Raw genomic sequence first — 26,266 nt, forward strand, 5'->3', positions numbered from 1 at the left:
TTGTCAGCCCCCCACGATCGCGCGGACGATCAGATAGAGGATCGACGGCGCCACCAGGCACCCTAGGCCGGTATGGAAGGTCGCGGTCAAGGCGCCATAAGGTACGAGCCGGCGGTCGGTCGCGGCAAGCCCGCCTGACACGCCGCTGACCGTCCCCATCAGCCCGCCGAACACCATCGCGCTGCGCGGGTTGTTGAGCCCGATCAGCCCGGCGACCAAGGGCGTGCCGACCATCACCATCACGGCCTTGAACACGCCCGTCGCGATCGACAGCGCGATGACCGGCGAGCTCGCGCCGATCGCAGCCCCCGTGACCGGCCCGACGATATAGGTGACCGCGCCCGCGCCGATCGTCGTCATCGACACCGCATCGGTATAGCCGAACGACGCCGCGACCAGCGCGCCGACGATGAACGGCAGGATCGTGCCGAGCAGCAGCGCGACGACGCCGATCAGCCCCGCCTTCTTCGCCTGTTCGACATCGACCTCGCACGCGGTCGCGACGATCGCGAAGTCGCGCAGCATCGCGCCGCCCATCAGCCCGATCCCCGCCAGCATCGGCAGGTCGGCGAGCCCCTTGTGCCCGCCCGTCGCGATCCCGCCCCAGAAGGCGAGCGCGAGCCCGATCAGGATCGCGATCGCCGAGCCATGGACCCGGCCCATCGTCAGCTTGGCGGACAGGATGTTCGACAACCACATGACGATGCCGACGACCGCGAACGCGGTGAGCAGCGCATTGGCAGTGAGGACCTTGGTGATCATTTCCATGCGTTCGGTCCTTAGCGCGGGGTGATCGGGGCGGGGGATCCGGCGGCGATCGCCATCTCGGCTTCACGCGTCTCGCGTGCCTCGATCTCGTCCATCGTCTCGGGCGTGCCCGACAACCGGCTGATGATCGCGACCGCGCTGAAGCACAGCAGCAGCGCGCCGACGCCCGCGATCAGCACGATCGGGCCGCCCTCGACCGCGGCGACGACATCCTGCTGCGCCGCCATCGCGACGACGATCGGGATATAGAGCGCGCCCCAGAAGCCGATCCCGCGCGATACGCCCTCATTGTAGCGGCCGCGGGTCTTCAGCCACATCCGCGCGGCGATCAGCAGGATCATCGCGATGCCGACTCCGCCGACATTGGCCTTCACGCCGAGCAGCACGCCAAGGCCTTCGCCCAGCAATTGCCCGATCAGCGTACAGATCGCGAGCAGCGCGACTCCGGCGATCATGCGCCGCGTCCGGCGTCTGTGGCGGCAACGGGTAGGGACTCGCTCATGGCATATCCTCTCAATGTATTCGATCTGGCGTCTTATACGTCGTTAAGTATGCACAGGGTTGCGTTTGAAGCAATAGCGAATACAAGAGAGCCAGAATAAGCGTCAGGAGGCGATGCGGTGCGGCAATGGAATACGCGCAAGCAGATGCGCGAGGAGCGGATCGCGGCGGGCCGGGGCTTTGCCACCGGCAAGCTGGTCGATCCCGAAACGCTCGTCGACTTTCTCGAAGCGGTGCTCAGGCCCGGCGACCGGGTCTGTATCGAGGGCGACAACCAGAAACAGGCGGACGTGCTGGCCCGGGGGCTCGCCGCGATGGACCCCTCGCGGATCCACGATCTGCACATGGTGCAATCCGGCGTCGTGCTGCCCGAGCATCTCGACCTGTTCGACAGCGGCATCGCGAAGCGGCTCGATTTTTCCTATTCGGGCCCGCAATCGGCGCGGATCGCTAAGATGCTGTTCGGCGGCAAGATCGAGCTTGGCGCGATCCACACCTATCTCGAGCTGTTCGCGCGCTATTTCGTCGATCTGACGCCGCAGGTCGCGCTGATCGCCGCGGTCAGCGCGGACCGTCACGGCAACCTGTATACCGGCCCCAATACCGAGGACACGCCGACCGTGGTCGAGGCGACGAGCTTCGGAAGCGGGCTGGTGATCGCGCAGGTCGGCGAGATCGTCGATACGCTGCCGCGCGTCGACATCCCCGGCGACCAGGTCCATTTCGTGCTCGACGCAGGGCGCCCCTTCTATGTCGAGCCGCTGTTCACGCGCGATCCCGCGGCGATGACCGAGACGCAGATCCTGACCGCGATGCTGGCGATCAAGGGGCTGTATCAGCCCTATGGCGTGCGCCGGTTGAACCACGGCATCGGCTTCAACACCGCGGCGATTGAGCTATTGCTGCCGACCTATGGCGAGAAGCTCGGGCTGAAGGGCAAGATCTGCACGCACTGGGCGCTCAACCCGCATCCGACGCTGATCCCCGCGATCGAGGCGGGCTGGGTCGAGCAGGTGCATTGCTTCGGCTCGGAAGTCGGCATGGAGGATTATCTCGCCGCGCGGCCCGATATCTTCTTCACCGGCCCCGACGGCTCGCTCCGCTCGAACCGCGCGTTCAGCCAGACCGCAGGGCTGTATGCCTGCGACATGTTCATCGGCTCGACGCTGCAGATCGACCTCGCCGGGCACAGTTCGACGATCACCGCGAACCGCATCGCCGGCTTTGGCGGCGCGCCCAATATGGGCTCGGATGCGCGTGGCCGGCGTCATCCGAGCACACCCTGGTTGCAGGCCGGCGCGGAGGCCGATCCCGACACCGCAGCACCCTTGCGCCGCGGCCGGAAGCTCGTCGTGCAGATCGGCGAGACGTTCGGCGAGGGCAATGCGCCGCTGTTCGTCGAGAAGCTCGGCGCGCTCGAACTCGCGGAAAAGCTCGATCTCGATCTCGCACCGATCATGGTCTACGCCGACGACACTACGCACATCGTCACCGAAGAGGGCATCGCCAACCTGCTGCTCTGCCGCGATGCGGACGAGCGCGAACAGGCGATCCGCGGCGTGGCGGGCTTTACCGAGATCGGCCGCGGCCGCGACAGGGCGATGGTCGAACGGCTGCGCGAACGGAAGATCATCCAGCGGCCCGAGGATCTCGGCATCGACCCGCTCGACGCGAACCGCAACATGCTGGCCGCGCGTTCGATCAAGGACCTGATGCTCGCCTCGGGCGGGCTCTACCGGCCGCCGAGCCGGTTCCGGAACTGGTAGGGGATAGAAGCATGGAAATCCTGCATTTCGATATCGCCGCGCCCGTCCCCGCGGGCGGCACGCGCGCGATGGCGCTGGTCGGCGTGGTCGCGTCGGGCAATCTGGAAGTGCTGGTCGAGCGCGGCGACGCGGCCGATCGGTGCGCGATCGAGATCAGCACCGCGGCGCACGGCTTTCGCGACCTCTGGGACGCGGTCGTCGCCGATTTCGTCGGCCGGCGCGCCGCCGGCGGCCTGCGGATCGCGATCAACGATGCTGGCGCACGACCCGATACGGTGTCGCTGCGCCTCGCCCAGGCCGTCCGCATGATCGAGGAGCCCGAAGCATGAGCAACCTTCATCAGAGCTGGTACGAGGCAGGCGCGCGCGAGCGGATCGCGGCGCTGGTCGATGCCGGCAGCTTCACCGAATATGTCGGCCCCGAGCGGCGCGAGACCAGCCCGCATCTCGGCATCTTCGACCTGCCCGCGCAGTTTGACGACGGCATCGTCGTCGGCGCCGCGACCGTCGACGGCACGCCGATCCTGATCGCCGCGCAGGAGGGCCGCTTCATGGGCGGCGCGTTCGGCGAGGTCCACGGCGCCAAGCTCACCGGCCTGCTCCGCGCCGCCAAAGCCCTCGACCGCGATGTGGTCATCGCGTTCGACACCGGCGGCGTCCGTCTGCAGGAGGCCAATGCCGGCGAGATCGCGATCGCCGAGATTATGCGCGCGGTCACGCAAGCGCGGATCGCGGGCGTGCGCGTCGTCGGGCTGATCGGCGGCCGTGCGGGCTGCTATGGCGGTGGCGGGCTGATCGCCGGCTGCTGCTCGACGCTGATCATATCCGAGCAGGGGCGGATCAGCGTCACTGGCCCCGAGGTGATCGAGACCAACAAGGGCGTCGAGGAATTCGACTCGCGCGATCGTGCGCTGGTCTGGCGGACGATGGGCGGCAAGCACCGGACGCTGATCGGCGGCGCGGACCTGTTCGTCGACGACGATGCGGCGGCGTTCCGCGCGGCGATGCTCGCGGCGCTCGGGCGACCAGCCAAGGCGGGTTCCGTCCGGAATGCCTCCCCCCTCCCGATCGGGAGAGGGGAGCGACCCGGTCTCGATCTGGCCACTTTGGACGCGGAACAGGACCGCCTCGAACGCCGCATCGCCCGGTTCGGCGACGCCGCGGACGCGACCGACATCTGGCGCACGCTGGGCATCGATGACGCGCGGGCGATCCCGGACATGCCTTCCGCCGCCTTCGCGACCCTAGCCGCCCAGTACCGGGAGAGCGCCGATGACGCCCGCTGAGATCCTCGATTCGCTGTTTCCGGCCGGCCATGCGGTCACCGCGGAGGGCGACCTGCTGTTCGGGCGCGGCACATCGCCCGACGGACGGGTCGTGCATGTCATCGGCGCCACCGCGCGCGCGCCGATCGGCATTGACCAGGCGATCCGCCTGTCCGCCGCGGTGCTCGCGATCGCGCGCAGCGACGACGACGCGCCGATCCTCTTTCTCGTCGACAGCGCGAGCCAGCGGATGAGTCGACGCGACGAACTGCTCGGCCTCAGCGAATATCTCGCGCATCTCGCCAAGTCGCTGCTCCTCGCCGAGGCGCGCGGCCACCGTACGATCGGCCTGCTCTATGGCGGCAGCGCGGCCGGCGCGTTCATCGCCACCGCGCTCGCCTGCGACACGCTCGTCGCGCTGCCCGGCGCGCATCCCGAGGTGATGGACCTCGCCTCGATGGCGCGCGTCACCAAGCTGTCGATCGATCTGCTCGAGGACAAGGCGAAGGCGACCCCGGTTTTCGCCCCCGGCCTCGGCAATCTGGTCAGCGTCGGCGGGGTCGCCGAGGTCTGGGATCCGCAGCGCAGCCTCGCCGATCAGCTCGCGGTGCTGCTCGCCACGCCGCGCGATCACGATGCGCGTGCGACGCTCGGGGCCGAGCGCAAGGGCCGGCCCAAGGCCGCGGCGATCGCGGACGAGGTGGATATGGCGGCGCGGCGCTGATGCGCTTCGACCGACACCGGCTGGTCTGGATCGACCCGCAGCGCTGGCCCGCCATCCTCGCCGCGCACGGACTTGCCAACGCCCCGGCGCTGCTTGCCGACTGGGCAAGGGACGACCGCCCGCTGATCGCGCGACGGCCGGTCGTCGGCGAACTCCCGTGCCTGGTCCCACTCGGGCTGCCGCTGCCGCCGTCGATCGGCAAGCAGCGGCTCGCCTTCGCCGTGCCCCCCGACGTGATCCGGGCCGACGCCCCGCCGCCGCTGCTGCGCGATGCGGCGGCGGCGGCACCCCCCGCCTGGCAGGACAGCATCGCCGCGCTCGGCACGCTCGACCCGGACACGCGCTGTTTCGGCAGCCTCGCCTGGGCGCATCTGACCGGGCTGGCCTATCTGTCGCCGGGTTCGGATCTCGACCTGCTCTGGACGGTGGCGGATCAGCGCACCGCGACCGCACGCGCCCGCGCGCTTCTGACCATCGGAGCGACCGCACCGATGCGGATCGACGGCGAATTGCTCACCCCACAAGGACATGCGGTGCAGTGGCGCGAATGGGCGTCGGACGCACCCGATCTGCTCGTCAAGGCGGCGCACGCGAACGGCGTGACCCCGCGCGCGGCGGTGTTCGCATGACCGCGCTCGTCGCGGCGACACCTGCGGTCGACACCGACGCGATCGGCCACGCCGCCGCGCTGTGCCTCAGGCGCGAGATCGCGACCTATCCCAAGCCCGGCCTCGTCAGCCCGGTGGATGCGGGTGCGCATGACGACATGGATGCGGCCATGATGAACCGCAGCGTCGACGCGCTCGCGCCCTATCTCGCCGCGCTGGCCCAGGCGGGCGCCGCGGGCGCAGGGATGGACCGGCTGCGCGCGATCGGGATCGCGGCGGAGTCGGCGATGATGGTCGCGACGGGCGGGGTGAACACGCACCGCGGCGCGATCTTCGGCATGGGCCTGCTTTGCGCCGCTGCGGGGTTTCGCGCGCGCTATGGTATCGCCGCACCGCTCGGGACGATCGTCGCGCAGCATTGGGGCGCGGAGATCCTGCGCGGGCCCGTCGCACTGCACAGCCATGGCACCACGGTCGCGCGCCGCCATGCCGCGGGCGGTGCGCGCGCCGAAGCCGCGGCCGGCTTCCCCGCGCTCTACGCCACCGCCTTGCCCGCGCTCGCCACCGCGCGGCGCCTGCGGCCCGAAGACCGGAACGCGCAGGCGGTGCAGGTCCTGATGGCGCTGATCGTCGGCGTCGCGGACACCAATCTCCTCTATCGCGGCGGCCCGTCCGGTCTCGCCTTCGCGCAAGACGAGGCCAACGCTTTCCTCGCGACGGGAGGCATCGCCGCGGCGGACTGGCGCGCGCGCGCGATCGCGGTTCATCACCGCTTCGTCGCCCGGCGGCTCAGTCCGGGGGGCTGTGCGGACCTGCTCGCGATGACGTTCTTCGTCGCGGCGCACGACGCGTGACGCGCGCGCTGCTCTGTTCGGGGCAGGGGCGGCAGGATCGGGCGATGTTCGACCTGTTCGTCGACGAGCCCGCCGCCGCACCGATCCTCGCCGAGGCCGCCGCGATCCTCGGACAGGACGTCCATCAGCTCGTCCGGACCGCAGCGGACGACCGGCTCCACGCCAATGCGACGAGCCAGATCCTGTGCGTCGCGCGCGGGCTGGCGGCGGCGGCGTGTCTCGAACCGATCGGTCCGGCGGTGGTCGCGGGCTATAGCGTCGGCGAGATGACCGCCTGGGGCATTGCCGGCCTGTGGTCGCCCGCCGCCACGCTGCGGCTCACCGCGGCGCGAGCGGCGGCGATGGACGCGGCAGGCGGTGCGCAGGATGGCCTCGGCTTCGTCCGCGGCCTGCCGCGCGCGGCGGTCGAGGCGCTCGTCGCGCGGTTCGACTGCGGCATCGCGATCGTCAATCCCGGCCTTCTGTTCGTGATCGGCGGCACCCGCGCGCAGGTCGCCGCCTGTTGCCACGCCGCGCTAGCGGAGGGTGCAGCAACCGCCCGCCCAATCGCGGTCCGCGTCGCCTCGCACACCCGTCACCTGTCCGCCGCGGTCGCCCCATTCCACGCCGCGCTGCTCGAAGCCCAGCCCGCACGGCCGGTCCGGGGTCGCACGCTGATCGGCGCGACCGACGCCACGATCGTCCGAGGCGCCGCCGGCATCGCAGGGCTCGCGGCGCAGATCGACACGACGATCGACTGGGCCGCCACGCTCGAGGCGCTGGTCGAACGCGGCGTCGACCGCCTGCTCGAACTCGGCCCCGGCACCGCGCTCGCCGACATGGTCCGCGCCGCCTATCCGACACTCGACGTCCGCGCAGTCGACGACTTCCGCAGCCTCGCCGGAATCACCGCCTGGATCGCCCGCTGAACGTCGGGGGAGACACGGGGAGGGTGCCGTTCGATAGGGCGGGCGGTGATGCCAACCCTTTGTTAGCTATTGCTTTATATCGTCACAGGCCGGGCAAACGGATGCTTAGGCTCCCTATCTGCTCGATTGGGCACATAGGGCTAGGATATGATATGTCGATCTCGTTCTACATCATGGCGGATAAGCCGGAAAATGAACGCGAGCGCGAAAGGGCCATTGCGACAAGCAATCTCATCGCCAGTCCGCATGTCGGCAGATTCCGGCCGATCTTGGATGCTGTCCGCGATACCCTGAAGGCGAAGTCCGCCGCCATCACCATCGTCTATCAGGACTCGACTTACGTATTGTCCGCAGCGGGTTTCGAGGCCGGCATCTATAAGAGGTCTACGTCCTTCTGTGCGCATGCCATTCTATCCCCCGACGAACTGACGATCGTTCCGGACGCCGGCGCAGACGAGCGTTTCGCCGGTAACCCCTTCGTCGACACGATCGAGGGCATTCAATTCTATATCGGTGCGCCTCTGTGCGACAAAGACGGCACCGTACTCGGGGCGCTGTGCGTCTTCGATGAAAAACCCCGTGACTTCGTCACGGACGACGACAGGGCGCGGATCATCGCGTTGAAGAAGGAAGCAGAGGCGATTGTCCACGCCATAAGCAGGCAGACCGACGTCGATCGCGAAGGCGATAAGGAAGTCCAGCCTTCGATGCAAAGCCAGCGACCGTGATGGCTACGTGTGCGCAACGACGCAGACTGCCCGGACGAGCCTCGAAATGAATATGTATCGCAAAATCGCGAGCGATATCTCGCCGGCGCTGATCGAACGTCGTTGCGCATCCCGGCATCTCGTCAACCTGGGGGCGCTTCTGATCACCCCTCTGGGCGAAATGATACCCGCGACCGTGACGGGCGTCTCCACGCGTGGGTTTCGGGTGAAAGCGGATTATGGCGTGACGATCGGCCGATCGGTCGGCCTCGCCATTCCGGGCCTGCCGAGATATGTCGGGTGGGTCGCCTGGTCCTATCTTGGCGAATTCGGGCTGGAGGGTGCCCAGGAAATTACCGAGGACGCCGTCGAGCATATTGTCGCACTCGGCACCCCTTCGGCGATTATGTAGTCCAGCACGCTGCCTGATCCTCGACGCCCTTACTCTGGGGTAAGATATCAGACGAAGATGACGCTGGACTGAAAAGCCGCTGACCAATGAAGGGCGGCGGCTCTATATGGGATGAACTGTCATCGAGATCAGGCGTAAGCCGTACCCGTGACGACTTTACCGATGCGCCGGCGGAGGCTGAAGCCAACGCCCCCGAAGCCGACGAGCATCATGAGCCACGTTGCCGGCTCTGGAACCGCGCCGATCGAAACGGTCGCATTTTCAGGTGCAAAATCTGTGATCTGGTTGACGTTACCCACACCGTTTCGGGGCCAGAGATTAAACCCATATTGCGTTGGCCCAAAGCCCGTGCTCGGCAGCAAGGCGAGCGGAACCCGCGCTGTCAGCATGTTTCCCGCGATGGCAATACCAGTTGGGTCCAAGGCGTTTGGACCGACCGATCCGGTGCCGTTCTTCTGTATCACGATGGCCTGATTGAAGATCACATCGGGTTGACCGATCGAGGCAAAAGGCCTGGCGATGCCTGTACCGGTGTTGACGCCGAAAATGTACAGACCCGCCGTCTGCGGATCGATATCCCCGGCAAAAGTGGCGCCTAGCGTGAAGAATTGCGACATACTGTCGTAATTGACCGAGAAGCTTGTGACGTCGAGATCTGCAAAACGCGGACCCGCAGTATATGACGGAATGAAGTCGTTGGTCGGATCCATGATTGATACAGCTGCAGCGGGTGTCGCACAAATTGCCGTCAATCCAAGCATTCCAACTATGATTGCCTTGTTTATCATGGGACTATCCTCGAAAGTCGGCAACCAGCGTCGCCATTCTTTCCTTATCATACTCCGCAATTCTCGACGATAATCCTAATGGCTTAAGACGCACTACTCCAATTGGATTATAGGAGACGTCTGCATACCCCTGGATTCGTTGGTCATTTGATGCGAATTTTCCTGAGTAAGCGGCGGGAGTGGTCCAGGTTCCCCTACCGATCGGGAAAGGTGCAGCTGCTCCACTTCCCGACGGAAGTTTTCCGGCCCGATCGTGACGGATGCGGTGTCGCAACTGGCGGCGGTCGCTGCGCCTCATGATCTTACGGATGAGAAGCGCCATCGGACACGCATGATCGTGATCGATGACCAGAAATCGCATCGCGTTTGGCCATGCCGCCGAAGGTGCAATCTGAAGCTCTGAACGTCGCGGCGAACGAAGGGAGGGTGCTCATCGACGGACCTGGCCTTGCCGCCACGCGCGACATAGAGGCGGCGTCCGCTTCTTCCGATCAACTGTTCGGTAGGTGCAAGTCGGCCCGTCGTCAGTCGCTCGACGCTCTCGATCGGCTCCCCGGTCGAGCCCGTCCTCGTCCGGATAGAACGCGCGTGGATCCTAACCCGGTCCCCGCTTCATACGTGTTTGAGCTTGTGAGCGGCGTACCCGAGAACGAGAAAAGCTGCGACGGAAGAGCCGGCCCAGCCCACCAGGATCATTACCATTGAAACATCCTCTGCTCCGCGGCGCGTTTCGCACCGTCATAGCGCGCAATAAGTCCTGTTTTTGTATGGTTAACAAGACACGAAGAGTGACCCAACAGTCATTTATTTGATGACGGGCTAGGCTGGCCACCGGGTGACGTCGAGGCCCCCCCGAGCTGCTTGATTGTCCTAATCTTCCTGCGCTCGCAGCTGGCGGGTAGTTGCAAACTGATTGAGAACCAAAACGGCACGATGGAGTTCAGGTGCGATCCTGATTCGCTGCCCGGATGCGTTCAATAAGAATGTAATCCCCACAAGATCGACTGCCCGAGCACCCGAAAGAGCAGACAGGAGCCTCGCTAGCCTCCCTACGATGATAGGGCGAAACGCCGCCTAGCTGAACCAGTCCGTCACGCGCGGTTCGCCGCGACGCCTGCCAGCGGAGGAACGCCGCCACCGCGCGATCGTCCTCAACGCCGACGAGCGGGCACTGGGCGCGCGCGATCATTGGTCACCGGGAGAGCCGCCGGATCCTGTCAGATCGCGCGAGACAAGGCGTTGCCGCGCATCAGGTGCGGCTGCGGCCGGGAGGTTTGGAAATCGCTGGCTGCATGCTCGGATGGCCTTGCGGGGAAATCGGGTGCGGGCAATCTGAATTTACCCCCTGAGCCGCCCCCGGAACGCCTGATCGGCGACAGGTAGTCATGGAACGCCTGACAAGAAAACCGCGGAGAAGTGGCGCATTGCTGCGGCTTATTGCGGCGATATGGAGACTGTGATTTTGGAAATTGGTGGGCCCGGCACCTATCGAACTGACGCCCTTACAAAGCCCGTGGCGGCGGGCATTATACCCCCCAAGAATCCCCCACGTGCAGTGGGGTGTATTTCATGAGCGTCGAGATAGCCGCGACGGCGCCGTTTAAGCCCCGGTTCGGGATCAAGCCTATATGGCCTTACCTCGCGGATCCAATCCGGGGGCCGGCTATCATTGCCCTATTCTGGTCTAACGTCGCCCGCCGCGGTGAAGGCGAGTGCTGGGATTGGACAGCATGCCGCGGCGGTAAAGGGCTGTACGGTCAGACGACGGTGGGAGGCGGCAGGATCCGCCGATCAAACCGGGTGGCATCGGCAATAGTTAACGGCGAAGACCCAGGCGAACGCGTCATCCGTCACACCTGCGACCGCGCGATCTGCTGCAACCCTGCGCATTTGGTGGCGGGAACCCACGAGGAAAACATGACTGACATGGTTGTGCGCGGCCGAACTGTCGGGAAGCCGCCGCTTCGTGCCAGCATGACGAAAGCGGCGTTGTGCGCGCGCAATGAGCAGCTTCTTTCGGCGCTCAATCAGATTGCGGCATCCGATTCCACTGCCAGGCGGCGGGCATTGCAGGAAATCGCCGCTGCATCTAACTCAGTGCGGCACACCGGTCGTGGTCATTCGATACACATCCCGGGTCTGCTGCGCGCCGTCAGCAGTAAGCCCATCAAACTTGCGCCACGCCGCAGCCGAATTGCAGACGCGCGTGGCCATGAAAGAGCCCGTCGGCGTCATTGACCGGCAGATCTTCTTCTCTTTGGTTGGCGACTCTACGGCCTTGGCAGGGGCTTCTGACGTTTGCGCCTTTACGCCAATGGGGGTGAGGATCAGCGCAACTGCAACGCGATATTTCATCGTTCGACTCCTGCAATTCGACCGAAACTATACGATCGACCTTCGTATGCAAGAGCGTCACTGGGACTGACGTTTTCTGACCTAGCTAGCGCGCTGCTCCGCTCCAAACTTACCGCCTCCCTCAACCGGAGGCGAGCGATCTCGGTCACTGAGTATCGTCCTGCCGTGGATCAATACACGGAACGATGTGCCGCCACTGGTCGCTGATTGTTCTACGGGAGAATTGGCATGCTGCGTACCTTGTGTCCGGAAATTCTGAACGTCTCAGCGAACGAGGGGAGGGTGCTGATTGATGGGCCGGGCGTAGCTGTCACGCTCGACATCGAAGCGGCATCAGTCCTATCCGATCAGTTGCTCGCTGGGTGCACCTCGGCACGCCGGCAACAGCGTGACGCAATCGGTCAGGTGCTCCATTCAGATCCTTGCTCACCAGTATAGCTGGCAGCGCGTTCAGTCAGGCTGGCTTGGGTCCTGACGGAAAAGTAACCTAGGTTGATCTTAACCTTGTATGCCGAACGCGGGCTTGGCTCCCAAGAATTCGCTTTGTAACAAGCCGCCCTATGAACACGCCCTTTGGACACGACGCAGAAATCTTGCGCTCCGCGATCGCTTGGGCGCTTCACGTCGCCGACGTATCTAACAATCCGCTTGTGGCCTCTTTCTTGGCCGATGCACTTCACCATGCCGAGAATGACGCCTACCGCTCTTGCGCGGCCACTGGCGCTATCTTGCCAGGGTTGAACGTGTTTGCAGTGTCTGCGGACAGTTCAGCTGGATCGGAAGTTCGGTAACCAGAATGCGATTCAGGCACCATCTCGAGCAGTGCGGCACGCATTGCCTTGAGGGCGTCCCGTTTTCCAAAGCTATCCTTGCGCGCCTTAGCGATCGTGCCGCGTTCGTCATCCCCAGCGTTTGCCCTAGCAGTCGATCATAGTGCGGGACGAACTTGCTAAGCTTCATATTGGTCAAACCGGGCCGCAAGCCCGATGTTAAGCGCCGAATTCGGGGCCTTCCTTGTCAGGCTAAAAGGCGTCGGGATCGCAGACCGGTCGCTGCGCCGGCCGAGCCTGGCGGGGAGGTGGGCGCTTTAAAGCATCGGGGACCGGGTCGGGCAGGGTAAGCACCTCGCTTTCGTGCATCGTCTGAAAGACGGCGATCGCCTCGCCTTCCTTTATCCGCTTGCCGATCAGCGGCGCGCGCTCTGCGCTGACATAGCCCAGTTGGGTGCCGCGCTCGCTAAATATGGCAACGGCGTTCTCGTCGTATGGGTTGCTCGGCTCGAAGCGCAGCTCGACCGCTACACCAGGCGCGCACAGCATGCACTCCATGCGCCGGTTGCTCTTGCTCGTGTCCTCGTTCGGAAAGTCGATGCGATCAACAAAGGGCCGTCGCAGTAGTTCGGCGTAACGAACGCCTTTGATGGGCTATCTGGTAGGCGGGCGGTTTAAGACTGCGCACACCGCTATGCAAAAAGCAGTGGAACCTCTTGGCCTTGCTTTTTCGCAAATGCACCGATGAGAGTCCGGCAAAGGATATGACGCGGTCGTGAACACAAAAAATGCCCGGCTTGGAAAGCCGGGCATTTTTAAATTCAGCCGTTGTAAGGGTCATCATTGGCATACTAATGCATTGCTTTGCATCCTGCAGTATGCAGCAATGATGCCAATAGTGACCCCCAAGCTGATGGCAAAGTTAACCCCGAATGGGCTTGCCGATTGGCCAGTAGCGCATTTGAACCCCCAGATTTGAAAGTGCTTGTCTTTCGACAAGGGGATTTATGCATTGAATCTGTTTAGTAATTGCAACTCCATGCGGTTAAAGTGGATTAACTGAAAATTCTTGATGCCAATGCTGCCCGCGCATTGCCGACTACGGTATATGCGCCGGATCGACGCAGTCGCCGCACAATGCTGTTGAAAGGGGCCGTCACACTCTGGCACCGACCGATTTCACTATCCTGCTGCGCGGCGGCTTCCCAAAAAACACGAGGGGTCAGCGCTCGGGGCAGTGATGTCAGAGACAGCGCAGGGTTAGGCGGACTGCTGGTGTGTCTACGCAACCGTTGACGGTCTCAATGAGCGCGGCTCTTATTGGATTTTCTGCATTGTCACTCCGTCGACGTTTGACCACTTAAACCCGACCCATGCGGTCCCTCGGTATCCGGACCATAGATCTGATCCGTGGCTGTGGACGGCATAAGGAAGTCGACTTCGACCAGTTCGCGCCTGACCGTACGCGTCGGTGTCGGCCAACGGCGGTCGTCGCGCCACATCAATCCCTCCGCAGCCGCAATCGCGCTGGGTTCAAATGAAAACAGCCGCCAACCTCGAAAGGTTGACGGCTGCCTTCACACAGCCGGACACCAGGACGAGCCGTGAAAAGTGCTTAAGCGAATGCGATCTTTGCCTGGCGACGACGAACGCGCATCGACGAGCCGATACCGCCGATACCGAACAGCATGATTGCCCAGGTACCTGCCTCGGGAACTGCTGCCGTTGGCTCAAAGGTTGCGGTGCCGGCATAGGAGCCGTTACCGCGCGAGAGGCCGTTCACGACGATCTGGTTCGTCGCACCTTTTGCGATCGCCACGTTATTGATTTCGAAAAACTCGGCCTTGCCGACAACAGTCTTCGACGCTGCGAAGCCATTGATGAACACCGACAGGATATCGAGATCGGTCGGGCTGAAGAACCGCGTCGTGCTCGTGCTAAGCGTACCGCTAGCCAGGCCGGCCTGGTCGATGATGAAATTGAAAGTATCCGTGAATGCACCACGCTTGATGCCCGCCCGGCCGAAATCTGCCGAAACGGTACCATTCTTGATATCGCCGCTGACGGTGAACTCCGGGTCGTTCGGAGTGAAGTTAACTGCGTGAGCCGCTGGGGCCATCGCGCATGCAGATACGAATGCCATTGTCGAAAGAAGTAAGCGCTTCATGGTGGTCCCTTTTTACGTGTTCCTTGGAGAAAAAGTAAAGGGGGCCATAGAGTTATGCAATTGCCTGAAAACGGCCACCACCCAACCATTGTGTGGTTTCGGGACAATCGTGCATCGTGAGCGGAGTGCGATGAGCGTCATGAAGTCGCGCGGCCGGATCGTTTGCATCCGGGGGCATTTTCCACGGTAGAAGCGTGCAATAGGCCCTGCTCAACCTTGGTTAACAAGACAAGAAGAATGACCTAAATCTCCAATAGTTGTTGACGGGCACACTGTTCTTTTAGCGACATTCAAGCCCCCCCCGAGTTACGAGGTTTTCCGAACTATCCCGTGCCTCGTTCCGCCCGGCGATGGCAGGCAGGTTGAGAACAAAAAAGGAGCAGTATAGCTCGGGCGCTACCCTGATTCGTTGTTTGGATGCGCCCAATGAGTATGCAAACGCCGCGAGTTCGACTGCCGAGCTCGCCAAAGAGCAAGGCAGGAGCCTCGCTAGCCTCTCTACGATGATAGGGCGTAACGCCGCCTATCTAAAGCGGTTCGTCACTCGCGGTTCGCCGCGACTTGCACCGCGGCGTGCGCTGCGGCGGGCATTGCCGCGATCATCGTCGCAAGGCCGCCCAGCATGATCATCGACACCCTCAAACCAGGTGCTTCCGCCGAAGCCGGAGCGGCTCCGCAAGCCGCAGAAATCCGGGCCGAGTCATGACATCTGGGGGGCAGAAACTTCCATTTGAAAAATACCCCCAAATATCCCCCCGAATGCACCGCACTCTCAGCTCGCCGTATGGAACGTGTGAGAAGAAAGACCCCCACATACCACGCGGTTCTCCGCATTCCTGACGACGTAAGGTAGTGATGATTGGAGAAATTGGTGGGCCCGGCAGGAATCGAACCCGCAACCTAGCCGTTATGAGCGGCCAGCTCTAACCGTTGAGCTACAGGCCCCACCGTCGCCTGCGTTAGCGCAAGCGTTTCCAAAGAAAAAGGGTGGCAAAGAAGAAGGGCGCTCCCGAAGGAACGCCCTTTCCGACTCCAAAACGCTGTCGAGCGCGAGCGCCCGACAAGGTCTTAGTTCATGTTGTCGGTCTTCTCGTCGGCAGCATCGCGGACGTTGTCTGCTGCTGCGTTCATGTTGTCGGCTGCGTTCTCGAGCACGTCGGTTGCGACAGCGTTCGAGGTGTTGTCTGCCATGGCGTCCATGTTGTCAGCCTGCATTTCCATGTTGTCAGCCAGCATGTCCGCGTTGTTCTCAACTGCGGCGGCTTCTGGCGACTTGCTGCAGGCTGCGACGGACATCAGGCCGGCGGCAGCAGCGATCAGAACGATCTTCTTCATTCGAATGCTCCCAAGCATAGTTTCACTCGCGGCCGACCCGATTGCCGTCGCGAAGCCCCGTCAAATAGCGGCCCCCGACCGGCGGTCAATCCGCTAAATTCATCGCCCAGCAAGCTTTGCGACAGTCCGATGACGGGCGGGTTGCCGCAACTGGTCACTTTCTTGGCACGACCGAGCCGATTTCCTCGGGCGCATTGGCCACGATCGCGAGCATCGTCGTCCAGGCCGCGACGTTCTGGCGAAGCTGCTCGGGATCGACCCGGTCGAGCGTGTCGTCGGGGGTGTGGTGCGTGTCGAAATAGCGCGTACCGGACTGGTTGAGGTCGATCGCCGCGACGCCGAGCGCCATGGTCGGGCCGACATCGGTGCCGTCACCGCCGACCCCTGCGCCGCGCGCGATGCCGAGCGGGGCGAGCGCGGAGGCGAGGCGATCGGCGACCGGCTTCGCGCTGTCGGGCAGGTTGGTCTCGAACCGCCACACGCGGTCCGCGCCGAAATCGGATTCGCCCGCGGTCGCGTGACGCTCGGTCTTGTGTGCCTCGGCATAGGCCTTGCCGCCAAAACCGCCGACTTCTTCGGCACCGAACCAGACGACGCGGATCGTCCGCCGCGGGCGCGGGCCGTCGAGGATCCGCTTGGCCGCCGCCGCGGTGATCGCCACGCCGCTCGCATCGTCGATCGCGCCGGTGCCGAGATCCCAGCTGTCGAGATGCCCGCCGACCAGCACGATCCCCGCCTTGGGATCGGTCCCCGGCACTTCGGCGATCACGTTCCCCGATTCGTGCGTGCCCGTCATCCGCGGGGTCAGGACGAGCGTCATCGTGATCGGCTTGCCGCGCGTCGCGATCCGTTCGATCAGCTCGGCATCGGGCACCGACAGCGCCGCCGACGGGATCGGCGTGACGCCCTCGGGGAAGTTGGTCGTGCCGGTATGCGGATTGCGGTGATGATCGGTGCCGATCGAGCGGATCACGATCGCGGCCGCGCCCTTGCTCGCCGCCATCGCTGGCCCCACGAACCGTGCAGGGCCGAACGCGCCATAGCTCGACCCGTCCTGCGTCGGCTCCATAGCATTGCCGACATAGGCGATCTTGCCCGCAAGGCTCCCGGCAGGCGCCGCGGCCAGGTCGCCATAGGTCTTGAACACGACCACCTGCGCGGTGAGCCCGCCCACAGGCGTCGCACCCGAATTGCCGAGTGCGGTCAGCTTCAGCGCCTGCGGGAAGGGGGCGAGGATCGACCCCGTCTCGACGCCGCGCACCCAGACGGGCATCTGGTACGGCTCGATCCGCACGTTCTTGAACCCCAGCGCCTTCAGCTTGGTCACCGACCAGGCGCGCGCACGCGCCTCCGCCTCGGTCCCCGCCAGCCTGGGGCCGATCTCGGTCGTCATCCCCTCGACGATGTCATAGGCGACGTCGTCCTTGAGCGCGGCGTCGCGGAGCGCGGCGACCTTCGCATCGACCGGGGCAGGGGCGGGTGGTGCGGTCCGCTGTGCCATGAGAGGAACGGACAGGGTGGAGGCGGCCAATACCGCGAGCGTGTGCTTCATCATCCGCGACAGCCTATGTCGCCGCTCCCCGTTTGCCAACGGCCCGCCGCATCGCTATCTGCGCACGTCAAATCCCGCCTCATTCAAGCATGGAGCTCGGCACCCACATGGCCGTCCAGTATACCTACGTCATGAAGGGTCTGACCAAGACCTTCCCCGGTGCCGCAAAGCCCGTCCTCAACAACATCCACCTCCAGTTCATTCCGTCCGCCAAGATCGCGATCATCGGCCCCAACGGGTCGGGCAAGTCGACGCTGATGAAGATCATGGCGGGCATGGACCCCGACTTCACCGGCGAGGCCTGGGCGGCCGAGGGCGTCAATGTCGGCTATCTCGCGCAGGAGCCTCAGCTCGATCCGACCAAGGACGTGATGGGCAACGTCAAGGACGGCGTCCGCCCCGTCGCCGACCTCGTCGATCGGTTCAACGCGATCTCGGCCGAGATGGGCGATCCGAAGGACGACACCGATTTCGACGCGCTGATGGAGGAGATGGGCGATCTCCAGGCCAAGATCGACGCGGTCGACGGCTGGGCGCTCGACAGCCAGCTCGAACAGGCGATGGAGGCTCTGCGCTGCCCGCCGGGCGATGCGTCGGTGGTGAATCTCTCGGGCGGCGAGAAGCGCCGTGTCGCGCTCTGCAAGCTGCTGCTCGAGAAGCCGCAGATCCTGCTGCTCGACGAGCCGACCAACCATCTCGACGCCGAGAGCGTGTCGTGGCTCGAGAACTACCTCAAGGAATATACCGGCAACGTCATCCTCGTGACGCATGATCGCTACTTCCTCGACAATGTCGTCAACTGGGTGCTCGAGCTCGATCGCGGCCGCTACTACACCTACGAGTCCAACTATTCGGGTTATCTGGAGAAGAAGGCCCAGCGCCTCAGCCAAGAAGAGCGCGAAGAGGCCGGCAAGCAGAAGGCGATCGCCGACGAGCTGGCGTGGATGCGCCAGACCCCCAAGGCGCGCCAGACCAAGTCGAAGGCCCGTATCCGCGCGTTCGACGAGCTGATGGAGAAGCAGGAGAATCGCGTCGCCGGCAAGGCCGCGATCCTCATCCAGCTGCCGTCGCGTCTTGGCGGCAAGGTGATCGAGGCGAAGGGTCTGACCAAGTCGTACGGCGACAAGCTGCTGTTCGACGGGCTCGACTTCACGCTGCCGCCGGGCGGCATCGTGGGCGTGATCGGCCCCAACGGCGCGGGCAAGTCGACGCTGTTCAAGCTCATCACCGGTCAGGAAACCCCGGACACGGGCACGATCGAGGTCGGCTCGACCGTCAAGCTCGGCTATGTCGACCAGAGCCGCGACGATCTCGATCCGAACAAGAACGTCTGGCAGGAAATCTCCGACGAGCTTGAGATCTTCCGCTTCGGCAAGCAGGAAATGGGCACGCGGGCGTATGTCGGCGCGTTCAACTTCCGCGGGCAGGACCAGCAGAAGAAGGTGGGCCAGCTCTCGGGCGGCGAGCGCAACCGCGTCCACATGGCCAAGATGCTCAAGGAGGGTGGCAACGTCCTCCTGCTCGACGAGCCGACCAACGATCTCGACGTCGAGACGCTGCGTGCGCTCGAAGAGGCGCTCGAGACGTTCGCAGGCTGCGCGGTGGTCATCAGCCATGACCGCTTCTTCCTCGATCGCCTCGCCACGCACATCCTCGCGTTCGAGGGCGACAGCCATGTCGAGTGGTTCGAGGGCAATTACGCATCTTACGAGGAGGACAAGCGCCGTCGCCTCGGCGACGCCGCCGACCGCCCGACGCGTCTGGCGTACAAGAAGCTTACGCGCTGAGCGTCTGAGACCCGCCGCGGCCCATGTTCCCGGGCTGCGGCGGACGTCCACCTACCATCCAAACTCCGTCATCCTGACGAAAGTCAGGATCCAGGGTCACAGGCGGCCCGCTTGATTGCTCTGGATCTCGACGTTCGTCAGGATGACGAGGGCGGTGTAGGACCGAGCCGGTGCCTGCCACGCAAGTGCCATGTTGATCCCCTAACCGGGGTCGGTAGGAGACATCTTGGTCCCCACGAACGGAGCAGGCGTGACAGTTATCGAACACTCCCCCGGTGGAGATGCCCCCCCGGGTGCGGGGGAGCTGCAATACCGGCTTCGCCAGCAATCGATACTGGCCGATTTCGGGATCGAGGCGCTGCGCGCGCGCGATCTCGAACCGATGCTCCAGCGCGCCACCGAATTGTGCGGCGAGGGGATGCGCTCGAAATACTGCAAGTTCCTCGAATATCGCCCCGAACAGGACAGCCTGTTCGTGCGCGCGGGGATCGGCTGGGCGCCGGGCGTGGTCGGATCGGCCGAGATGCGCACCGATCTCGCCTCGCCCGCGGGCTTCGCACTCGAGACCGGCCAGCCGGTGATCTCCAACCATCTCGAAAATGAGGAGCGGTTCCGGACGCCCGCCTTCATGGCCGAGCACCATATCCGCCGCGCGATCAACGTGCTGGTCGAGACGTCGGGCAAGCGCTTCGGCGTGCTCGAGGTCGACAGCCCCGACGAGGGCAAGTTCGAGCCCGCCGACCTCGCCTTCATGCAGGGGTTCGCCAATCTGATTGGCGTCGCGATCGAGCGGCAGCAGGCCGAACAGCGCTTGAGCGACGCGATGGAGCATCAGGAGCTGCTCACGCGCGAGGCGAGCCACCGCGTCAAGAACAGCCTCGCGCTCGTCTCCGCGATGCTCAACCTCCAGATGCAGGAGGATGACGACCCGCGCATCACCCGCCTGCTCGGCGACGCGCAGGCGCGCATCACCGCGATCGCGCAGACGCATGATCAGCTCTGGCGCGGCGAACAGGTCGGGATCGTCGCACTCGACGACCTGGTCTGCGGGATCGCGACGGGGCTTGCCGAACAGGCGCCGCTGCACCGGATCGACTGCGACATCGACGCGATCCGGATCAGCGCGGATACCGCGATCCCGCTCGGCCTGCTCGTCACCGAGCTCGTCACCAACGCGATCAAATATGCGTATGGCGAGGGTGGCGGCGTCATCGCGGTGACGATCCGCAACGCCGACGGCCGGATCCTGCTGACCGTGTCCGACGACGGCGTCGGGCTGCCCTCCGATTTCGACCTCAAGGCCGCCTCGCGCAAAAGCCTCGGCATGCGGATGATCGGCAGCCTTGCCCGGCAGTTGCGCGGCACGATCGCGATCGAGAACGCAGAGCGCGGCACCTGCGCGGTCCTCGACATCCCCGACCCTAGGATCGTGCTTCCCGACTGATCGCTTGACGCGTGTATGATGTCCGTAGCACACCCCGTCGACAGCGACGGGGTGGGGATGATGAACATGCTGATGATGCTAGCGGCCGCAGCGGCTGCGGTGACCGCGCCGCAAGGCGACAGGGTCAAGCCGGTCGACCAGTGTTTCGCGATCTACCGCCCCGGCTCCCCCGCAGGCACGCAGGCCGCCGGAACATCATCCGACCAGACCGTCATCGGCGCGAGCCGGCAGGTGATCCGCGCCACCCGCATTAACGGCCGGCCCGCCTGGGATATCGTCATCCATCAGCGCGTACCGATGGCGAACTTCGCGATGCGCGATCACTTCGTCCTGAACCGCGACGATCTGACGCCGATCACCTTCGACAACAGCCGGAGCGGGGTCGAGCATGTCGCGCTGCGCTACACCCCCGGTCGTATCGTCGGAACGAAGACCGACAAGGCCGTCGTCACGCCGATCGACGTCGCGGTGGCTGACCCCATCTGGGAGGGCAATCTCTGGGGCGTGACGTTCGGCGCCTTGCCGCTCGCGATGGGCAGGAGCTTCTCGCTGCCCTTCTACCAGTATGACGGCGGCATCGGCCGCTTCACGCTGACCGTTACCGGCAGCCAGAGCGTTGCGACACCGACCGGGCCCGTCGATGCCTGGACCGTCGCGGTTCTCAAGGACGGCAAGCCCAGCGCCACCACGCTGATCGCGAAACGCGATGCTCGCGAACTGGGCAGCTTCGCCGCGCGGGGCGGGACGAAGCTCGGCGGCGACTGCACCGGTCTCGACTGAGCGACGGTGCGGGCGCTCAGCGGACCCGCTTGACGTAGATCCGACCGCCGTCACGGCGTTCGGTCTGGAAATTGGGCACCGCCTCGATCAGCTCGGACAGATGGTTGAAGCCATAGTTGCGCGCGTCGAAGCTCGACCGGTTGCCCGCGCGTTGGCCCAGTTCTGTGAGGCTCTGATAGCCCTTCTCGTCGCGCTTGCCCGCGTTGTAGGCGTCGATCAGCAGCTTGATCAGGTCCGACCCGATCGGCTCGCCACCGCGCGATCGGCGTGCGGCGGGCGCGGCGGGGGCAGGGGCCTTCTCGCCACCGATCGCGGGCGGCAGTGACAGCGGCATCGGCTCGGACTCGTCGTCGAGCGCGCTGACGTCGATGAAGCGCGTGCAGGCCTGGCGAAACCCCTCGGGCGTGCGGCTGGTGCCGAAGCCATAGACGGGCACGCCGTCCTGGCGGATCCGCATCGCGAGCGGCATGAAGTCGCTGTCCGACGACATGATCCCGAACCCGTCGATCCGGCCGCGGAACAGCAGGTCCATCGCGTCGATGGTCATCTTCATGTCGGTCGCGTTCTTGCCCTTGGTCAGGTCGAACTGCTGCTGCGGCTCGATGCCGTGCTTGATCGACATGTCGCGCCAGCCTTTCAGCGCGGGCTTGGACCAATTGCCATAGACGCGCCGGACGTTGACCGTGCCGAGCTCGGCAAGGACCGTCAGCACCGGGTCGAGCGTCGCCGAGGAGGCGTTGTCAGCGTCGATGAGAAGGGCGACGTTGCGGGTTGTGGTATCGGCCATACCGCCGGGATTAGCCGCGCCCGCGCCCCGCGTCCACGCTCCACGCGCCGCCACCCGCTGCGGCGAGGTACAGGAACACGAAACAATAGAGCACCGCCGCCTCGCCGCCATTGGCGATCGGGAAGGGGCCTTGGGGCGCGTGCGCGAGGAAATAGGCCGCCGCCGACATGCCCGACAGCAGGAACGCCACCGGCCGCGTGAACAGCCCGACGATCAGCAACGCGCCGCCCACGACCTCGATTATGCCCGCGACGTACAGCAACGGGGTCATCGCCATCGGGAAGGGCGGCAGCCCGAAGAACTTGGAAATGCCGTGGCTGAAGAACACCAGCGCCACGACGATGCGCATCACGCCGAGCAGGCGGGGGGACCAGGTGGCGGGTATCGGCATGGGATCATCCTGAACGTCGTTGCGGTCCCGCTACGTCCTATGCGCGCGTGCCTGCGTCAACGCGCCGGATGGAAACGGATCGTTCAGCGATGGGAGGTCAGGGATAGGCGATCGCCATCACCTCATATTCGCGCTCGCCCGCCGGCAGGTCGACGCGGCGGACATCACCGATCGCGGCACCCCTCAGTGCGCGGGCGAACGGCGAATTCCAGCCGATCCGCCCATTGCCCGCATCGGTCTCGTCATCGCCGACCAGCGTGAGCACGCGTTCGACATCCTCCTCGTCCGCCACCGTCACGCACGCGCCGAACCAGACACGGCTGCGGTCCTCCTGCGCGGCGGGATCGACCACCTTGGCCGCCTTCATCCGCCGCGACAGCCAGCCGAGCCGCCGGTCGATCTCGCGCAGCCGCTTGCGCCCATAGATATAGTCGCCATTCTCCGACCGGTCGCCATTGCCCGCCGCCCAGGAAATCACCTCGACGAGCTTCGGCCGCTCGCTGCCGAGCAACAGCTCATATTCCTCGCGCAGCACCGTATAGCCTGCCGGGGTGATGTAATTGGGCCGATCCATGCGTGCCGTCTCGTTCGGTTCAGCCCGGCCGGGTCTTGCCGAGATACCAGGACGTGCGTGCGACGCTGCGGCTCTTGGCGCGAGCGGGGTTCATCAGGTCGTAGACGACCGCATTCTCGATCACGCGCTGCACATAGTTGCGCGTCTCCTGATACGGAATCGCCTCGATCCAGTCGATGATGTCGACCGCGCCGGTGCGCGGGTCGCCATTGGCGCGCAGCCACTTGTTCACATTGCCACCGCCGGCATTATACGCAGCGATTGCAAGCGGATAGCTGCCATAGTTCGCATAGATCCGCTGGAAGTAGCTCGACCCCAGCATGATCGACAGATTGGGATCGGTCGTCAGCGACGCCTGGTTGTAGGCGAGCCCGATCTTGCCCGACTGCTCGCGCGCGGTCGCAGGCATCAGCTGCATCAGCCCGCGCGCACCGGCATGGCTGATCGCGGCGCGATCGAACTGGCTTTCCTGCCGCGAGATCGCATGGATGATCGTCCAGTTGTCCTCATAGCCCGCCGGCACGCTGACGGTCGGGAAGCCCGCCGCGGAATAGTCGCTGAGCCCGTTCGCCAGCGCGCTGCGCCCGACCATCACGCCCAGATCGGGGCGGTTGATGCGCGTCGACAGTTCGGCGGCGAGCGCGTGGTCAGTGTCGGTCGTCGCATCCGCGGCGATCTGGCGGACGAACGCGGTCTGGTCCTGCCAGTCGGCGATCTGGCCGAGGAACTTGACCGCGCGCACCGTCTCGCGCTGCTCGAACGCGGCGCGCACCGCAGGCGCGATCGCAAGGCTGGCCATCGGCGGTGGCGGGGTCAGCGCGCGACCCATCCGCTCGGTCGCGAGCTGTCCGTAATATTGATCGCGGTAGCCGGCCGCCTGCGTGTAGAAGGCGGTCGCATCCGCCTGCCGGCCTGCCGCCTCGGCCGCGCGACCCGCCCAGTAATAACCCCGCGCGCGCACCACCGGCGAATTCGACCCGCGCGCATAGCGGTCGAACAGCGTCATCGCATCCGCCGGCCGGCCGAGCTGCTTCATCGCCGCCTGCCCGCCGAGCCAGGCGAGATTGGTATATTCGTCACGCTCGGCATAGGACTTGGCCGAGATGTTCGCCCCCGCCGGATAGGCATCGTCGATCTGCCGCGCGATGTCATAGGCGACCTGCCACTGGCCGTCATTCGCAGCGCCGCGCGCGTTGGTCACCAGGATCTCGTACCATTCGCCCGCATTGCCCGGCCGCGTCGTCAGCGCCCGCGGCCGCGCGAGCCAGGCCCGCGCGCTCGGGCTCGCGCCGCTGTTGCGCAGCCACACCGCCCGATCGGCGACATAGCCGGCGTCGCCACGATAGGTCTCCATCGTCGCCGCCGACAGGTCGGACGCGTTCGGTGCATTGGTCCGGAAGGCTAGCCGCGCCTCGAACAGCGCGCGCTTGGCGGGACTGACCAGCAGGATCTGGCGCTGCGCTGCGCTCGTCTGCCCCGACCAGAGCAGCGCGTCCATCCGCGCATCCTGATCGTCGCTCGACAGCGCGCCGGGGAAGCCCGTCGTCACCGCGACCTGATCGATCGGCGTCAGTCCGCCCGATCGCCACGCGCTGCGCACCGCGGCATAGGCGCGGTCGCGCTGCCCGGTCGCCTGCAGTGCGCGTGCATAGGCAAGATTGCCCGCCGCGGACTGCGGCGGATAGCGCGTGAAGAACGCGACGACGCTACCGGCCGCACCGCTGCCGATCGCCGCCTGCCGCTCCGCCGCGCGGCGATTGGCGGTCTCGTTCGGCCAGCCGGGATGCGCCATCAGGAACCCGGCATAGCTGTCGAACGGCAGCGCGTCGGTCTGTTGCAGCGCGCGCCACTGCGCGATCGTCGAGGCGATCGCGCCGTCGCTCGCCATCGGCTGCGCCTGCGGGCCGATATTCGAAAGCTGCGTCCGGTACCGGTCGAGCGTTTCCTGTCCGACCCCTGAAGATACCGCCGTGCCGGCCAAAGCCGCCAGAACGATGCTCGATTTGAACGCCAATGCTACCATGTGGACAGGATAGCAGTTCAACCCGTATCTGTCCTGAACGAAACGCCCGAATTCAGCGCGGCAGGAGCGCAATATACCGATGTTTGCAGGTTTTTCCTTTGCCGGGTCGATCCCGGCGCTCGTCACGCCGTTCGCCGCGGACGGCGCTTTCGACGAGAACGCCTATCGCGATTTCGTCGAGTGGCAGATCGCCGAGGGCTCGTCCGCGCTGGTCGCGTGCGGCACCACAGGCGAGGCAGCGACCCTGTCCTATGATGAGCATTTCCACGTCGTCCGCGTCTGCGTCGATCAGGCAAAAGGCCGCGTGCCCGTGATCGCCGGGGCGGGGTCGAACGACACGCGCGTCGCCTCGGCCAATCTGCGTGCGGCGCACGAGGCTGGCGCCGATGCCGCGCTGATGGTCCCGCCCTATTACAACCGTCCGAGCCAGGAGGGGATCTTCCGGCATTTCGAGGCGCTCGCCGCCGACGCGCCGCTGCCGATCATCCTCTACAACGTCCCCGGCCGCACCGTGACCGACATCCAGCCCGCGACGCTGGCGCGAGTCGTCACCGCCTTTCCGCAGGTGTTCGTCGGCGTGAAGGACGCCAGCGGCGTGCTCGCGCGCGTCTCGCAGCACCGCGAAGCCTGCGGACCCGATTTCTGCCAGCTGTCGGGCAATGACGACCTCGCGCTCGCGTTCAACGTGATGGGCGGCACCGGCTGCATCTCGGTCACCGCCAACGTCGCGCCGAAGCTGTGCGCCGAGTTTCAGGCGGCCTGCCAGGCGGGCGATTTCGTCACGGCGCTCGCCTATCAGGACCGGCTCTATCCCCTGCACGACGCGCTGTTCACCGACGCGTCGCCGGGCCCGGTCAAATACGCCATGGCGCGGGTACGGGCCGGCTTCCCCGAGACGCTGCGCCTGCCGATGACCCCCGCGGGCGACGCCTCGCGCGCCGCGGTCGACGCGGCGCTGGCACACGCCGGCCTGGTCTGATCCCCTTGCGTCATCCTGACGC

25 protein-coding genes and 1 tRNA gene are annotated in these 26,266 nt (G+C 65.1%); 13 read left to right on the top strand and 13 right to left on the bottom strand.

The window, feature by feature from the left end; all coding sequences use genetic code 11:
• Positions 1–3: 3 nt before the first annotated feature.
• A complete protein-coding gene (gene madM / locus IFT71_RS01285) occupies positions 4–768 on the bottom strand; it encodes a malonate transporter subunit MadM (RefSeq protein ID WP_056022622.1) in 765 nt (254 codons plus the stop codon).
• Positions 769–779: 11 nt separating this feature from the next.
• The gene (gene madL / locus IFT71_RS01290) at positions 780–1,223 is read right to left on the bottom strand and encodes a malonate transporter subunit MadL (protein ID WP_159510553.1); all 444 of its coding nucleotides are present in this window, start codon (positions 1,221–1,223) and stop codon (positions 780–782) included.
• A 165-nt stretch (positions 1,224–1,388) separates the two neighbouring features.
• Between madL and mdcA the strand changes: the two genes are divergently transcribed.
• The 9 genes from mdcA to IFT71_RS01335 all read left to right on the top strand — a co-directional run bounded on the left by mdcA (position 1,389) and on the right by IFT71_RS01335 (position 8,512).
• Positions 1,389–3,035 carry a malonate decarboxylase subunit alpha gene (mdcA, locus tag IFT71_RS01295; RefSeq protein WP_192138878.1) on the top strand — a complete coding sequence of 549 codons (1,647 nt, stop codon included), beginning with the start codon at positions 1,389–1,391 and terminating at the stop codon, positions 3,033–3,035.
• Between the two features lie 11 nt (positions 3,036–3,046).
• Positions 3,047–3,364, top strand: coding sequence for a malonate decarboxylase acyl carrier protein (gene mdcC, locus IFT71_RS01300; protein ID WP_192138879.1), 318 nt, complete (start codon positions 3,047–3,049; stop codon positions 3,362–3,364).
• Positions 3,361–4,320: a biotin-independent malonate decarboxylase subunit beta gene (locus IFT71_RS01305; RefSeq protein WP_192138880.1), complete on the top strand. Its 960-nt coding sequence runs from the start codon at positions 3,361–3,363 to the stop codon at positions 4,318–4,320. The genes mdcC and IFT71_RS01305 overlap by 4 nt, the downstream gene beginning before the upstream one ends.
• A complete protein-coding gene (locus IFT71_RS01310; protein WP_192138881.1) occupies positions 4,307–5,023 on the top strand; it encodes a biotin-independent malonate decarboxylase subunit gamma in 717 nt (238 codons plus the stop codon). Before IFT71_RS01305 ends, IFT71_RS01310 begins: the two co-directional genes overlap by 14 nt.
• Positions 5,023–5,652 carry a malonate decarboxylase holo-[acyl-carrier-protein] synthase gene (gene mdcG, locus IFT71_RS01315; RefSeq protein WP_192138882.1) on the top strand — a complete coding sequence of 210 codons (630 nt, stop codon included), beginning with the start codon at positions 5,023–5,025 and terminating at the stop codon, positions 5,650–5,652. The genes IFT71_RS01310 and mdcG overlap by 1 nt, the downstream gene beginning before the upstream one ends.
• Entirely contained in the window at positions 5,649–6,485 is an 837-nt protein-coding gene (mdcB, locus tag IFT71_RS01320; RefSeq protein WP_192138883.1) for a triphosphoribosyl-dephospho-CoA synthase MdcB, read from the top strand. The genes mdcG and mdcB overlap by 4 nt, the downstream gene beginning before the upstream one ends.
• Positions 6,482–7,393 carry an acyltransferase domain-containing protein gene (locus IFT71_RS01325; RefSeq protein ID WP_192138884.1) on the top strand — a complete coding sequence of 304 codons (912 nt, stop codon included), beginning with the start codon at positions 6,482–6,484 and terminating at the stop codon, positions 7,391–7,393. Before mdcB ends, IFT71_RS01325 begins: the two co-directional genes overlap by 4 nt.
• Positions 7,394–7,545: 152 nt before the next feature.
• Entirely contained in the window at positions 7,546–8,121 is a 576-nt protein-coding gene (locus tag IFT71_RS01330; protein ID WP_197975981.1) for a GAF domain-containing protein, read from the top strand.
• Between the two features lie 46 nt (positions 8,122–8,167).
• Complete coding sequence (locus IFT71_RS01335; RefSeq protein ID WP_192138885.1) at positions 8,168–8,512, top strand: hypothetical protein; 345 nt, start codon at positions 8,168–8,170, stop codon at positions 8,510–8,512.
• A 128-nt stretch (positions 8,513–8,640) separates the two neighbouring features.
• On the opposite strand, the gene IFT71_RS21315 is transcribed toward IFT71_RS01335, so the two are convergent.
• From IFT71_RS21315 to IFT71_RS01370, 7 genes are all read right to left on the bottom strand, one after another.
• Positions 8,641–9,300 (bottom strand): PEPxxWA-CTERM sorting domain-containing protein, encoded by a 660-nt coding sequence (locus IFT71_RS21315; protein WP_244654688.1) that lies wholly within the window; start codon positions 9,298–9,300, stop codon positions 8,641–8,643.
• 2,094 nt (positions 9,301–11,394) lie between these two features.
• The gene (locus IFT71_RS21320; protein WP_244654689.1) at positions 11,395–11,655 is read right to left on the bottom strand and encodes a hypothetical protein; all 261 of its coding nucleotides are present in this window, start codon (positions 11,653–11,655) and stop codon (positions 11,395–11,397) included.
• Between the two features lie 1,022 nt (positions 11,656–12,677).
• Positions 12,678–12,983: an HIRAN domain-containing protein gene (locus IFT71_RS01350; protein ID WP_192138887.1), complete on the bottom strand. Its 306-nt coding sequence runs from the start codon at positions 12,981–12,983 to the stop codon at positions 12,678–12,680.
• Positions 12,984–14,040: 1,057 nt separating this feature from the next.
• Positions 14,041–14,592, bottom strand: coding sequence for an FxDxF family PEP-CTERM protein (locus IFT71_RS01355; protein ID WP_166747380.1), 552 nt, complete (start codon positions 14,590–14,592; stop codon positions 14,041–14,043).
• An 869-nt stretch (positions 14,593–15,461) separates the two neighbouring features.
• Positions 15,462–15,537 (bottom strand) — tRNA-Ile (locus IFT71_RS01360).
• Between the two features lie 123 nt (positions 15,538–15,660).
• Positions 15,661–15,927 (bottom strand): hypothetical protein, encoded by a 267-nt coding sequence (locus IFT71_RS01365; protein ID WP_031393308.1) that lies wholly within the window; start codon positions 15,925–15,927, stop codon positions 15,661–15,663.
• A 154-nt stretch (positions 15,928–16,081) separates the two neighbouring features.
• Positions 16,082–17,482 carry a M20/M25/M40 family metallo-hydrolase gene (locus tag IFT71_RS01370; protein ID WP_037530663.1) on the bottom strand — a complete coding sequence of 467 codons (1,401 nt, stop codon included), beginning with the start codon at positions 17,480–17,482 and terminating at the stop codon, positions 16,082–16,084.
• A gap of 104 nt (positions 17,483–17,586) precedes the next feature.
• On the opposite strand from IFT71_RS01370, the gene ettA reads away from it, so the two are divergent.
• From ettA to IFT71_RS01385, 3 genes are all read left to right on the top strand, one after another.
• The gene (gene ettA / locus IFT71_RS01375; protein ID WP_159510566.1) at positions 17,587–19,266 is read left to right on the top strand and encodes an energy-dependent translational throttle protein EttA; all 1,680 of its coding nucleotides are present in this window, start codon (positions 17,587–17,589) and stop codon (positions 19,264–19,266) included.
• Between the two features lie 250 nt (positions 19,267–19,516).
• Positions 19,517–20,710, top strand: coding sequence for a sensor histidine kinase (locus IFT71_RS01380; protein WP_342212567.1), 1,194 nt, complete (start codon positions 19,517–19,519; stop codon positions 20,708–20,710).
• A gap of 18 nt (positions 20,711–20,728) precedes the next feature.
• The gene (locus tag IFT71_RS01385) at positions 20,729–21,490 is read left to right on the top strand and encodes a DUF3108 domain-containing protein (RefSeq protein ID WP_192138888.1); all 762 of its coding nucleotides are present in this window, start codon (positions 20,729–20,731) and stop codon (positions 21,488–21,490) included.
• 16 nt (positions 21,491–21,506) lie between these two features.
• On the opposite strand, the gene IFT71_RS01390 is transcribed toward IFT71_RS01385, so the two are convergent.
• The 4 genes from IFT71_RS01390 to IFT71_RS01405 form a co-directional block, all read right to left on the bottom strand.
• Complete coding sequence (locus IFT71_RS01390; protein WP_031439510.1) at positions 21,507–22,277, bottom strand: NYN domain-containing protein; 771 nt, start codon at positions 22,275–22,277, stop codon at positions 21,507–21,509.
• Between the two features lie 10 nt (positions 22,278–22,287).
• Positions 22,288–22,668 (bottom strand): DoxX family protein, encoded by a 381-nt coding sequence (locus tag IFT71_RS01395; protein WP_192138889.1) that lies wholly within the window; start codon positions 22,666–22,668, stop codon positions 22,288–22,290.
• Between the two features lie 97 nt (positions 22,669–22,765).
• The gene (gene greB, locus IFT71_RS01400; protein WP_192138890.1) at positions 22,766–23,242 is read right to left on the bottom strand and encodes a transcription elongation factor GreB; all 477 of its coding nucleotides are present in this window, start codon (positions 23,240–23,242) and stop codon (positions 22,766–22,768) included.
• Between the two features lie 19 nt (positions 23,243–23,261).
• Positions 23,262–25,265 (bottom strand): lytic transglycosylase domain-containing protein, encoded by a 2,004-nt coding sequence (locus tag IFT71_RS01405; RefSeq protein ID WP_192139241.1) that lies wholly within the window; start codon positions 25,263–25,265, stop codon positions 23,262–23,264.
• Positions 25,266–25,344: 79 nt separating this feature from the next.
• On the opposite strand from IFT71_RS01405, the gene dapA reads away from it, so the two are divergent.
• Positions 25,345–26,244: a 4-hydroxy-tetrahydrodipicolinate synthase gene (dapA, locus tag IFT71_RS01410; protein WP_192138891.1), complete on the top strand. Its 900-nt coding sequence runs from the start codon at positions 25,345–25,347 to the stop codon at positions 26,242–26,244.
• The last annotated feature ends 22 nt before the right edge of the window (positions 26,245–26,266 follow it).

Origin of the sequence: Sphingomonas sp. CFBP 13733 (genome assembly GCF_014841795.1) — a bacterium.
Classification (GTDB): Bacteria; Pseudomonadota; Alphaproteobacteria; order Sphingomonadales; family Sphingomonadaceae; genus Sphingomonas; species Sphingomonas aerolata.